14 protein-coding genes and 1 riboswitch are annotated in these 11,632 nt (G+C 67.9%); of the genes, 7 read left to right on the forward strand and 7 right to left on the reverse strand.

The genetic code is table 11. The features are described from left to right. Positions 1–2: 2 nt before the first annotated feature. Positions 3–413, reverse strand: a complete 411-nt coding sequence (locus BKG60_RS17570; RefSeq protein ID WP_003884584.1) for a cold-shock protein — start codon at positions 411–413, stop codon at positions 3–5. Between the two features lie 162 nt (positions 414–575). Between BKG60_RS17570 and BKG60_RS17575 the strand changes: the two genes are divergently transcribed. From BKG60_RS17575 to BKG60_RS17590, 4 genes are all read left to right on the forward strand, one after another. Continuing rightward, the gene (locus BKG60_RS17575; protein WP_070184578.1) at positions 576–968 is read left to right on the forward strand and encodes a YccF domain-containing protein; all 393 of its coding nucleotides are present in this window, start codon (positions 576–578) and stop codon (positions 966–968) included. Beyond that, a complete protein-coding gene (gene moaA, locus BKG60_RS17580) occupies positions 965–2,041 on the forward strand; it encodes a GTP 3',8-cyclase MoaA (RefSeq protein WP_070184579.1) in 1,077 nt (358 codons plus the stop codon). The genes BKG60_RS17575 and moaA overlap by 4 nt, the downstream gene beginning before the upstream one ends. Continuing rightward, positions 2,042–2,305 carry a MoaD/ThiS family protein gene (locus BKG60_RS17585; RefSeq protein ID WP_070184580.1) on the forward strand — a complete coding sequence of 88 codons (264 nt, stop codon included), beginning with the start codon at positions 2,042–2,044 and terminating at the stop codon, positions 2,303–2,305. Between the two features lie 247 nt (positions 2,306–2,552). After that, positions 2,553–2,737, forward strand: a riboswitch (cyclic di-AMP (ydaO/yuaA leader). Between the two features lie 8 nt (positions 2,738–2,745). Continuing rightward, on the forward strand, positions 2,746–3,561 hold the full coding sequence (locus BKG60_RS17590; RefSeq protein WP_070944749.1) for a transglycosylase family protein: 816 nt from the start codon (positions 2,746–2,748) through the stop codon (positions 3,559–3,561). 3 nt (positions 3,562–3,564) lie between these two features. Here BKG60_RS17590 and BKG60_RS17595 read toward each other — a convergent pair whose 3' ends face one another. The 4 genes from BKG60_RS17595 to BKG60_RS17610 are packed head-to-tail and all read right to left on the reverse strand — an operon-like array spanning position 3,565 to position 5,154. After that, positions 3,565–3,993 carry a molybdenum cofactor biosynthesis protein MoaE gene (locus tag BKG60_RS17595; RefSeq protein WP_070944748.1) on the reverse strand — a complete coding sequence of 143 codons (429 nt, stop codon included), beginning with the start codon at positions 3,991–3,993 and terminating at the stop codon, positions 3,565–3,567. Continuing rightward, positions 3,990–4,472, reverse strand: coding sequence for a MogA/MoaB family molybdenum cofactor biosynthesis protein (locus BKG60_RS17600; protein WP_070944747.1), 483 nt, complete (start codon positions 4,470–4,472; stop codon positions 3,990–3,992). The genes BKG60_RS17595 and BKG60_RS17600 overlap by 4 nt, the downstream gene beginning before the upstream one ends. Further along, a complete protein-coding gene (gene moaC, locus BKG60_RS17605) occupies positions 4,469–4,954 on the reverse strand; it encodes a cyclic pyranopterin monophosphate synthase MoaC (RefSeq protein ID WP_075909794.1) in 486 nt (161 codons plus the stop codon). Before moaC ends, BKG60_RS17600 begins: the two co-directional genes overlap by 4 nt. A 2-nt stretch (positions 4,955–4,956) precedes the next feature. Next, positions 4,957–5,154, reverse strand: coding sequence for a hypothetical protein (locus BKG60_RS17610; RefSeq protein ID WP_070944746.1), 198 nt, complete (start codon positions 5,152–5,154; stop codon positions 4,957–4,959). A 58-nt stretch (positions 5,155–5,212) separates the two neighbouring features. Here BKG60_RS17610 and BKG60_RS17615 point away from each other — a divergent pair, with 58 nt between their 5' ends. From BKG60_RS17615 to BKG60_RS17625, 3 genes are all read left to right on the forward strand, one after another. Then, positions 5,213–7,471, forward strand: coding sequence for a helicase-associated domain-containing protein (locus BKG60_RS17615; RefSeq protein ID WP_070944745.1), 2,259 nt, complete (start codon positions 5,213–5,215; stop codon positions 7,469–7,471). A 92-nt stretch (positions 7,472–7,563) separates the two neighbouring features. Then, a complete protein-coding gene (locus BKG60_RS17620) occupies positions 7,564–9,213 on the forward strand; it encodes a DNA repair helicase XPB (protein WP_070944744.1) in 1,650 nt (549 codons plus the stop codon). Next, positions 9,210–9,557: a VOC family protein gene (locus BKG60_RS17625; protein ID WP_070944743.1), complete on the forward strand. Its 348-nt coding sequence runs from the start codon at positions 9,210–9,212 to the stop codon at positions 9,555–9,557. Before BKG60_RS17620 ends, BKG60_RS17625 begins: the two co-directional genes overlap by 4 nt. Here the strand turns inward: BKG60_RS17625 and BKG60_RS17630 are convergent. Together BKG60_RS17630 and BKG60_RS17635 are read right to left on the reverse strand one after the other, a co-directional pair. Continuing rightward, positions 9,541–11,064 carry a cytochrome P450 gene (locus BKG60_RS17630; RefSeq protein WP_070944742.1) on the reverse strand — a complete coding sequence of 508 codons (1,524 nt, stop codon included), beginning with the start codon at positions 11,062–11,064 and terminating at the stop codon, positions 9,541–9,543. The two genes, BKG60_RS17625 and BKG60_RS17630, sit on opposite strands and share 17 nt — an antisense overlap. Before the next feature lie 89 nt (positions 11,065–11,153). Beyond that, positions 11,154–11,498, reverse strand: a complete 345-nt coding sequence (locus BKG60_RS17635; protein WP_070944741.1) for a cupin domain-containing protein — start codon at positions 11,496–11,498, stop codon at positions 11,154–11,156. Between the last annotated feature and the right edge of the window lie 134 nt (positions 11,499–11,632).

Raw genomic sequence — 11,632 nt, forward strand, 5'->3', positions numbered from 1 at the left:
CGTCAGGCGTCGAGCTCCTGCGCCACAGCCTTGACCACCTCGGACACCCGGCGCGCGACCTTGCGGTCGGGGTAGCGGCCCTTGCGCAGCTCGGGCTGGACGATGTCCTCGAGCAGCGTGATCATGTCCGAAACCATGCCGTGCAACTCGTCGGGCGTGTGCTTGTGCTCGGGACGCTCGGCCTCGCGGCGGGCCCGGCTCAAGCTCGGGGGCGGGTCGATGAGCTTGAGGCTCAACGCCTGCGGGCCACGACGACCGGCAGCCACGCCGAATTCCACGCGTTGACCGGCCTTGAGGCCTTCGACACCCGCGGGCAACGCCGAGGACCGCACATAGACGTCCTCACCGTCCTCTTGGGACACAAAGCCGAAGCCCTTTTCGGCGTCGTACCACTTCACCTTGCCGGTCGGCACTGCACTCACCCGCTCGTCTTGTCAGAACTGCCTACACACATAAAGCTCGCGTCCCGTCAGCGCCGGGACGCGATGGAGCGATCTTACTCGGCCCTCCCTCGGTGCTTCACCCCTATTACTCGGTAGGCTGGAAACCACCTCTGGAAGAGAGATACGCCGGTAATGCGAGTGATTCTGAACATCATCTGGTTGGTCTTCGGCGGCCTGTGGCTGGCGTTGGGATACCTGCTGGCCGCGCTCATCTGCTTCGTCCTGATCATCACGATCCCGTTCGGGTTCGCCTCGCTGCGCATCGCCTCCTACGCCCTGTGGCCCTTTGGCCGCACGATCGTGGAGAAGCCCGGCGCCAGGCCCGGCGCCCTGATCGGCAACGTCATCTGGGTGCTGTTGTTCGGCATCTGGTTGGCCATCGGCCACCTGGTCAGCGCGGCGGCCATGGCCGTCACCATCATCGGAATCCCATTGGCGCTCGCCGACCTCAAGATGATCCCGGTCTCGCTGGTGCCGCTGGGCAAGGAGATCGTCCCGGTCGACTCACTCAAGGCCGCGGTATGACGCTGACCTCGCTCGGGCTGCCCGCCGTCAACAGGTCGGGTGGCGCGCCGCATGCTCCGGCCCCCACCACCGGCCCGCTGGTGGACACCTACGGCCGGATCGCCACCGACCTGCGGGTCTCCCTGACCGACAAGTGCAATCTGCGGTGCACGTACTGCATGCCCGCTGAAGGCCTGGACTGGCTGCCCGGCGAGGCGCTGCTCAGCGCCGAGGAACTGAGCCGGTTGTTGGGCATCGCCGTCACCCGGCTCGGCATCACCAGCGTGCGGTTCACCGGCGGCGAACCGTTGGTCACCCGCCATCTGGAGGATGTGGTGTCCGCCGCTGCAGCATTGCAGCCGCGGCCGGAGATCACCCTGACCACCAACGGCATCGGTTTGGCGCGGCGCGCGGCAGGGCTCAAACAAGCCGGGCTGAACCGGATCAACGTGTCACTGGACAGCGTCGACGCCGCCCATTTCGCCCGGATCACCCGCCGAGACCGGCTGGTCGACGTGCTCGACGGTCTGGCGGCCGCCAAAGCGGCCGGCCTGGAGCCGGTGAAGGTCAACGCGGTACTCGACCCGGTTTCGGGCCTCGACGACGCGGTGGGCCTACTGGCCTACTGCCTGGATCACGGATACCAGCTGCGGATCATCGAGCAGATGCCGCTCGACGCCGGGCACACCTGGCAGCGCGGCACCGTGATCGACGCCGAGGCCATCCTGACCACGTTGCGTCGCCACTTCGACCTGCAGCCCGATCCGTCGCCGCGCGGTTCCGCGCCGGCCGAGCTGTGGCAGGTCGCCGAGAGCGCCGATCACCCCGCAGGCGCTGTCGGCGTGATCGCCTCGGTGTCGCACGCATTCTGTGGGGCCTGTGACCGCACCAGGCTGACCGCCGACGGCCAGATCCGCAGTTGCCTGTTCTCCACGGAGGAGAGCGACCTGCGCGCGCTGTTGCGCGGGGACGCCGATGACGACGCCATCGAGGCGGCCTGGCGTACGGCGATGTGGGCCAAGCCCGCGGGGCACGGCATCAATGACCCCGATTTCGTGCAGCCGGTCCGGCCGATGAGTGCGATCGGCGGGTAGATGACAGAGCCCACCACGGCCGTAACGGTCCGTTATTTCGCCGCTGCGGCAGCCGCAGCCGGAGTTGATACGGAAACGTTAGATTTGGCAAAGGATTCCACCGTCGCGACGCTCGTGGATCAGCTCAGCGGTCGCGACGCGGAACTCGCCCGGGTACTAAAGCGCTGCTCATACCTGTTGGACGGGGTGGCGGTCCGCGATATGGACAAGCCGCTTTCAACGTCGGAGACCATCGATGTGTTACCGCCCTTCGCCGGCGGCTAACGTGATTTGCATCACATAACGAAATGGTCACGAGCTGGCTACAGCGCGGTGGAGCCCTTCGCCCACCTGCGAGAACGCCGAAATAACCTGCACCTTTAAACAACTTTTAGAGTTTGCTCAGAGCCAAAACGCCCGAGGCCGCCAAAAGTGACGGGATAGCGGGAAGCCGTTACCGTTCATTCCCAAGTCAACCGACCCTAATCAGTTGACCTACCCCAACCGGTAGCGCCGAGCTCCATCCATCGGGCAGGGGTTAACGACGAACAACAAGGATGGAGGCGGGGGACCCAACCGGTCCACCGATTTATCTCAGGACCAGGAGCCGCTTGCGGCCCCTTGGGGTGAAGCCGTCGCCGTTTCGACGACGCCGGCCGGGTGACCTCTCCCACCCGAACCCGACAGCTGACCTCGTGGGCGCATACGAGAGGACCTTCACGCTTATGAGTGGACGGCATCGCAAGCCTGCTTCCTCGTCTTCAGCAAAGAATGTCGCCAAGATCGCCTTTACCGGCGCTGTGCTCGGTGGAAGCGGCCTCGCCATGGCCGGTCAGGCCATGGCTGCCACTGACGGCGAGTGGGACCAGGTAGCCCGCTGCGAGTCCGGTGGCAACTGGGCGATCAACACAGGCAACGGCTACCACGGCGGTCTGCAGTTCTCCCCGAGCACGTGGGCCTCCCACGGCGGCGGCGAGTACGCGCCCACCGCCTTCATGGCCACCAAGGAAGAGCAGATCGCCGTCGCCGAGCGCGTTCTGGCCAGCCAGGGCAAGGGCGCTTGGCCCACCTGCGGTCGCGGCCTCTCGGGCGCCAGCCCGCGCAACGTCGTCGCCGAGCCCGCTCCTGCTCCGCTGGACGCGCCTGCGGTCAACGGTGAACTGCCGCCGCCCCCCGACGCCGCGCCGCTCGACGCACCGCTGCCGGCCGACGCCCCGCCGGCTCCAGAAAACTTGCCGCCGGCCCCCGAGAACCTGCCGCCGGCCCCTGAGGCCCCCGCACCGGCCCCCGAGGCCGTCCCGGTGGATGCCGCGCTGGCGCCGGCCCCCGAGGCCGCCCCGATCGCCGACGCCGCACTGCAGGTGCCCGCTCCCGAGGCGCCGCCGGCGCCTGAGGCACCCGCTCCCGTGGATGCCCCGCTGCCCGAGGCCCCGGCTCCCGAAGCGGCCCCGGCACCCGTACAGCCGGTGAGCTACACCGAGAAGATCCAGCAGGCCATCGAGCAGCAAGGTCTCGACGGCAACGTCATCATCAACGGCTGAGTTTCAGGCCGAGCCGACCCACTCGTCGGTGCCGTCGGAGAAGTACTGGTGCTTCCACACCGGTAGCCGCTCTTTGACGGTGTCGACGAGCCGGGCGCAGGTTTCGAACGCCGCCGCGCGATGGTCTGCGGCCACCGCAGCCACCAAGGCGGCGTCTCCGATTTGCAGGGTCCCGATACGGTGGCTGACTGCGATCGCACGCACGCCGGTGGCTTCCGCGGCCACCTCGGCGGCCACCTCTTGCAAGGTTTGAAGGGCATTGGGGTGCGCGGAATAGTCGAGCCGAGTGACCGAACGGCCCCCGTCGTGATCACGGACCACCCCGGAGAACCCGACTACCGCCCCGGCCGCCTCATGGGCCACCAGAGCCTCGTACTCGGTCAGCGAGATGGGCGTCTCGGCCAGTTCGACACGGACGACGGTTGCGCTCATCTGGTGGGGTGGTCCTTTCCGCTGAGCTGGTCCAAAGCATGCTCGAGCACACCGGCCAACACGCCAAGGCCGTCTTTCACCCCGCCAGGTGACCCGGGCAGGTTGACGATCAACGTGCGTCCGGCGACACCACACACGCCTCGGGACAACACGGCGGTGGGCACCTTGTGCACGCCGGCCCGGCGAATGGCATCGGCCAACCCGGGAATCTGGTAGTCGAGTACCGACGCGGTGGTTTCCGGCGTCGCATCGGTCGGGGAGATACCGGTTCCGCCGGAGGTGATGATCAGGTCGACGCGCTCAGCCAGGGCGGCGCGCAGCGCATCGGCGACGGCGTGCCCATCGGCGACGACCATCTGCTCGGTGACGTCGTAGCCGCGATCGGACAGCCAGCCGACGATGAGGGGGCCGGTTCGGTCGTCGTACACCCCCGCCGCGGCGCGGGTGGAGGCGATGATGACCCGCGCCGAACGCGTCACTGCTGAGTTTTTTCCGACGGGCTTTCCCATACTCCCGTTTTACCGCCTTCTTTCCGCAGCACTTTGATGTCGTCGATGCGTGCGGCGGGGTCGACGGCCTTGATCATGTCGTACAGCGTCAGCGCGGCGACGCTCACCGCGGTCAGGGCTTCCATCTCGACCCCGGTGCGATCAGTGCTGCGCACGGTGGCGGTGATGGCCACTGCGGCATCGCGGACGCCGAAATCCACATCGACGCCGGTCAGCGCCAATTGATGGCACAGCGGGATCAGCTCGGGCGTCCGCTTGGCGGCCATGATTCCGGCCACCCGCGCGGTGGCCAGGGCGTCACCCTTCGGCAGACCCCCCGAGGCGATCAGGGCCACCACATCGGGCCGCGTGTGCAGGGTGCCCACGGCCACCGCGGTGCGCTTGGTGACGTCCTTGGCCGAGACGTCGACCATGTGTGCCGCGCCGGACTCGTCGAGGTGCGACAGTCCCACTGTTACCTGTTGACGACGGTGGCCGACTGGATGAAGGGCAGTTCGTCGGCCGGCAATGGAAAGGTCACATCGCCGAACGGGGACAGTGCGCCGGTGCGGTCGGTGGCGAGCTCACTTACGGCGTGATCATCGCCGTCGGAGAGCACGGGCCAGCCGTTGTCGACGTAATGGTTCTTCTTGTTGTCAGCCACGCCCCACATTGTGGCAGGCTCCTCGTCTGGTGGCGAGACCGGCGGGCTGCTCTACGCTGGTCAGGAAATGACCGCCGCACAGACTCCCGGATACCCGCTGGGCGCCTGGCTGTCCGACCTCGACGACAAGGGCCTCATCCGCCTGCTGGAACTGCGGCCCGACCTGAGCCAGCCCCCACCGGGAACGATCGCTGCGCTTGCCGCGCGCGCCACCTCACGGCAGTCGGTCAAGGCTGCCACCGATTCCCTGGACTTCCTGCGGCTGGCTGTCCTGGACGCATTGCTCGTCCTGCATGCCGACGCACATGCCGTGGCGGTGTCCGAAGTGAACGAACTGCTCGGCGAGCGCGTCGGCGCCGATGACATCACCGCCGCCCTGGAAGATCTGCGCGAGCGGGCTCTCGTCTGGGGCGAGGCCACCCTGCGGGTAGCGCCCGAAGTCGCCTCCGGACTGCCCTGGTTCGTCGGCCAGGCCGCCGTCGAAGTGTCCGAGCGCAGCGCCGACGAGATCGCCGGCCTACTGGCAGGCCTCGACGAAGCCCAGAGCGATCTGCTGGCCCGTCTGCTGGAAGGGTCGCCCATGGGCCGCACGCGTGACGCGGCCCCCGGCACCCCGCCCGACCGGCCGGTGCCACGGCTGGTGGAGGCCGGGCTGCTACGCCGGATCGACGACGAGACGGTGATCCTGCCGCGGGTGGTCGGCCAGGTGATGCGCGGTGAGGCCCCCGGCCCGGTGGAACTGACCGCACCGGTCCTCGAGACGACCGTGACAACGCCCGCCGATGTGGACGCCGTGGCCGCCGGTGCGGCAATCGACCTCCTACGTGAGATCGACCTGATCATCGAAACCCTGGGCAGCGCACCGGTTCCCGAGTTACGCAACGGCGGGCTCGGAGTGCGTGACGTCAAACGCTTGGCCAAGACCACCGGCATCGACGAACCGCGGCTGGGACTGCTGCTGGAACTGTCCGCGGGCTCGGGGCTGATCGCGGCCGGCATGCCCGAACCGGATCCGGGTGACGGGACCGGGCCTTACTGGGCGCCGACGGTGGCAGCCGACCGGTTCGTCGAATCCCCCACCGCCGTGCGCTGGCACCTGCTGGCCGCGACCTGGCTGGACCTGCCGGCCCGGCCCGCCCTGATCGGCAGTCGCGGGCCGGACAACAAACCCTTTGCCGCCCTCTCGGATTCGCTGTATTCGACGGCCGCTCCGCTGGACCGCCGGCTGATGCTGAGGGTGCTGGCCGAGCTGGCCCCGGGCACCGGGGTCGACGGCACTGAGGCATCGCGCGCGATGGTCTGGCGACGGCCCCGGTGGGCGGCGCGGCTGCAACCGGCGACCGTCAGCGGACTCCTCGCCGAAGCTCATGCGCTGGGCATGGTGGGCCGCGGCGCGATCAGCACGCCGGCCCGCGGTCTGCTGACCGGCGACCCCGACGAGGACGTGCTGGCGGCGATGGAGAAAGCGCTGCCCAAGCCGCTCGACCACTTTCTGCTGCAGGCTGACCTCACGGTGATCGTGCCGGGCCCTCTGGAGCGTGATCTGGCCGAGCATCTGGCCGGGGTGGCCACCGTGGAATCGGCGGGCGCGGCGATGGTCTACCGGATCAGCGAAGCGTCCATCCGGCGCGCGCTCGATGCCGGCCGGACCGCCAGCGAGTTGCACAAACTTTTCGAAAAACACTCGAAAACACCCGTGCCACAGGGGTTGACGTATCTCATCGACGACGTCGCGCGCCGCCACGGCCAGCTGCGCGTCGGCATGGCGTCGTCGTTCTTGCGGTGTGAGGACCCCGCTCTCTTGGCGCAGGCCGTCGCCTCACCAGGTGCCGACCGCCTGGAGCTACGGCTGCTCGCTCCGACCGTTGCGGTGTCTCAGGCCCCGATCGCCGACGTGCTCACGGTGCTGCGCGAAGCCGGATTCGCACCGGCCGCCGAGGACTCCACCGGCACCGTCGTCGACATCAGGGCCCGGGGCGCGCGCGTCGTGGCACCGACCCGCCGCCGCGTCTACCGACCCCCCACCCCACCGACCGCGCAGACCCTGGGCGCGATCGTCGCGGTCCTGCGCAAGGTGGCCTCGGGCCCGTTCGCCAGCGTGCGCCTGGACCCGGCGATGGCCATCACCCAACTGCAGGACGCGGCGATCAACCAGACGTCGGTGGTGATCGGCTACGTCGACCCCGCGGGGGTGGCCACGCAGCGCGTCGTCTCCCCCATCAACGTGCGCGGCGGCCAGCTGACCGCGTTCGATCCGGCGGCCGGGCGGGTCCGCGAGTTCGCCATCCACCGGGTCACGTCCGTGGTCTCGGCCGACACCGACTGACGACCGGGGATCGAGGGTACTTTCGCTGAAGATTGCCGTCACCAGGTGGCCGCAATCTTCCGCATAGTGCTCGGTTCGTAATAATGGACAGAATGACCGACGGCCCACTGATCGTGCAGTCCGACAAGACGGTGCTGCTCGAGGTCGACCACGAACAGGCCGGTGCGGCGCGCGCCGCCATCGCGCCGTTCGCCGAGCTCGAACGCGCCCCCGAGCACGTGCACACCTACCGCATCACCCCGCTGGCGCTGTGGAACGCCCGGGCGGCCGGCCACGACGCCGAGCAGGTGGTCGACGCGCTGGTCAGCTTCTCCCGATACCCGGTACCGCAGCCGCTGCTGGTCGACATCGTCGACACCATGGCCCGCTACGGACGGCTGCAGCTGATCAAGCACCCGGCGCACGGGTTGACGCTGGTCAGCCTGGACCGCGCGGTGCTGGAGGAGGTGCTGCGCAACAAGAAAATCGCCCCGATGCTGGGCGCGCGCATCGACGACGACACCGTGATGGTGCACAACAGCGAGCGTGGCCGCGTCAAGCAGATGCTGCTCAAGATCGGCTGGCCGGCCGAGGACCTGGCCGGCTATGTCGACGGGGAGGCCCATCCGATCGAACTGGCTCAAGACGGCTGGCACCTGCGCGACTACCAGGAGATGGCCGCCGACTCGTTCTGGGCGGGCGGCTCCGGTGTGGTGGTGTTGCCGTGCGGCGCCGGCAAGACGCTGGTCGGGGCGGCCGCGATGGCCAAGGCCGGGGCGACGACGCTGATTCTGGTCACCAACACCGTGGCCGGGCGGCAGTGGAAGCGTGAACTGGTGGCCCGCACCTCGCTGACCGAGGACGAGATCGGCGAATACTCCGGTGAGAAGAAGGAGATCCGCCCGGTCACCATCGCGACGTATCAGGTGATCACGCGCCGCACCAAGGGCGAGTACAAGCATCTCGAACTGTTCGACAGCCGCGACTGGGGGCTGATCATCTACGACGAGGTGCACCTGCTGCCGGCACCGGTGTTCCGGATGACCGCCGATCTGCAGTCCCGGCGCCGATTGGGCCTGACGGCGACGCTGATCCGCGAGGACGGGCGCGAAGGTGACGTGTTCTCGCTGATCGGCCCGAAGCGCTATGACGCACCGTGGAAGGACATCGAGGCCCAGGGCTGGATCGCCCCCGCCGAGTGCATCGAGGTGCGGGTGACGATGACCGACAACGAGCGGATGCTCTACGCCACCGCAGAACCCGAAGAGCGCTACAAGCTGTGCTCGACGGTGCACACCAAGATCGCGGTGGTCCGCTCGATCCTGGAACGCCATCCGGGCGAGCCGACGCTGGTGATCGGAGCCTACCTGGATCAGCTGGAAGAACTGGGTGAGGAACTGAACGCCCCGGTGATCCAGGGGTCGACCAAGAACTCCGAGCGCGAGGCGCTGTTCGACGCGTTCCGCCGCGGCGAGATCTCCACGCTGGTGGTCTCCAAGGTGGCGAACTTCTCCATCGACCTTCCGGAAGCCTCTGTCGCCGTTCAGGTTTCGGGCACCTTCGGCTCCCGCCAAGAAGAGGCCCAGCGGCTGGGCCGGCTGTTGCGCCCCAAGGCCAACGGCGGTGGGGCGGTGTTCTACTCGGTGGTCTCGCGCGATTCATTGGATGCCGAGTACGCCGCGCACCGGCAGCGCTTCCTGGCCGAACAGGGATACGGCTACGTCATCAAGGACGCCGACGACCTGTTGGGCCCGGCGATATGACAGTCCGCCGAGTGATGCCGGTGCTCACGGTGTCCGATTTGGCTGTCGCCGAGGCATACACCCAGACCCTCGGCCTGACCGAGGTGATGAACCACGGCTGGATCGTCACCCTGGCCGATGCCGAGCTGCGCCATCAGGTGAGTCTGATGACGAAGGACGCCACCGCACCGGTGAATCCGTCGGTATCGATCGAAGTCGACGACGTCGACGCCGCCTATGCGGCCGCGGTCGAGGCGGGGTTGGAGATCGTGCATCCACTCAGCAACGAGGAGTGGGGTGTACGGCGGTTCTTCTTCGCCGACGCGGCGGGCAACGTGGTCAATGTGCTCAGTCACCGCCGATAGCCCGCTTGCGCACCGTCATCAGCAATTCACCGTCCGGCCCGCCGGTAAAGGTGAGCTCACGACGTAGCCGTTGCCCCGCAACGAGATCGAGCTCGAAACGCTGGGCGAGGGTGGCGATCACGAGTGCGGCCTCGAAGTTCGCGAAACCCGACGCGACGCACATCCGCCGGCCCGCACCGAACGGCATGTGGGCGCGGCGCTGCGCCGGCTCGAGGTTCTCCTTGAGGAACCGTGCCGGATCGTAGTCGCGCGCGTCAGGCCACACCCGATCGTGGTGGTGCATGCTGTGGGTCAGAATGGCGACGCTGGTGCCGGCCTTGATCGGGTAATCACCCAGCACGTCATCGGATTTCGCCACCCGGGCCACACCCATGATGGGCGGGCAGACGCGCATCGCCTCGGCCACCACAGCCTGTGTCCACGGCAGATTGTCGACGTCGTCCGCGGTGGGTTCGCGACCGCCGAGCACCTCGTCGAGTTCACGTCCGAGCCGGTCGCGGGCATCCGGGTTCTGCGACAGCAGATACCAGGTCCACGCCAGCGCCGCCGCGGTGGTTTCGAAGCCGGCACCGAGGAACGTCATCACCTCGTCGCGGATCTCCAGATCGCTGTAGCGGTAACCGGTTTCGGGATCTTCGGCGGCGATCAACAAGGCCAGCAGATTGTCGGTGCGCTCCATCTTGCCGCTGCGATGGTCGGCGATGAGCTGGTCGATGAACCGCTCGATGCGCCGCAATCCGCGCCGGGTCCGGGGTGCTACCAGCCACGCACCGCGCCGCAACGCGTTGATCGACAGCCGCGGCGACGAGACCCGCTCGGCGATCCGGCGCAGTGGCCGGGCTGCCCCGAGCAGGAAGCCGTACCCGAAAAGCGTCAGCAGACGGGCGAAGTCGGTGCGCATCTGCTCGGCGAGCCGGCCGTTGAGCTCGATGCCGAACATGGTACGGGCGATAATGTCGAGCGTCAGATAGTTCATCTCCGCGGCGACGTCCACCGGTTGGCCTGCGGCCGCGCTGTCCTCCCAACGCCGGGCTGCGGCTACACTGGCCTCGGTCATCTGTGGCGCGAAGGCATCCACCTGCCGCTTGGCGAAGATCGGCTGGACCAGACGCCGGTTACGTTGCCACAGTTCATCATTGAGATCAGTGACCAGACCCCGGCCGAATGCCACGGCCAGCAGGTCGTACTCGGCGTTCTTGGCGTAGTTGTCCTGGTTGGAAACCAGCACGTGCCTGGCGATGTCGGGGTTGCGCACCACCACGAACTTGGCGAGCGGCGTACGGGCGACGACGATGTCGTCCTGGCCCGGCAGTTCGGTGGCGTACTCGTAGATGGTGTGCCGGTAGCCGGCCCGGATCGCCTTGAGGGCCAGCCACCACGATCTGAGGTACCCGACCTCGGTATGTTGCCAGCGCACCGGCGTCGGCGCCCAGCGCGGTGGGTGCAGCGTCCCGACCCCGCGGGCTGGACACGTGCTGTTTGCGGTGTGCGCGCTGGGCACAGTCATCGGCCACCTCCCCGGTGAAGCACCGGGAAGCCAACCCCGGACTCGGGGTATACAGTACCGACGGTATCGGGATAAGGCCAGGCTCAATCTCAGGTGTGCGGACCCATGGCCTTGACCACGGTGAGCAGCACCACCGAATCCTCGAGCGCGTGCAGGCTGTGGCGGGTACGCGGGATCACGATGTGATCGCCGGGAGAGCCTTCCCAACTGGCTTCGGCGTTGGCCAGCTTCACCCGGCCCTCGATCACCTGCAGCGTGGCCTCCCCCGGACTCTCGTGTTCGTCGAGGCCGCTTCCCTCGGTCAGCGCGATCAGGGTCTGGCGCAACTGATGCTCGTGGCCTCCGTAGACCGTGTGGGCACTGCGTCCGCTGCTGGCTGTGCGGGCTGAGGCCAACTGCTGACGGGCAATCGCGGTGAGCGAGATCTTTTCCATACCCACAGATCGTGCCACCTCCCGGCGACGGACCGTGAGCGATAGCGGCAGAACCGCGCTCGCGATCCCCGACCGGTGGGAGACACCGCCTTTCAGCTGTGAGCCTTTCGGTCGTGGCGCTGCGAGATCCGCAC

The sequence above is a fragment of the Mycobacterium syngnathidarum genome (assembly GCF_001942625.1).
Lineage (GTDB): Bacteria > Actinomycetota > Actinomycetes > Mycobacteriales > Mycobacteriaceae > Mycobacterium > Mycobacterium syngnathidarum.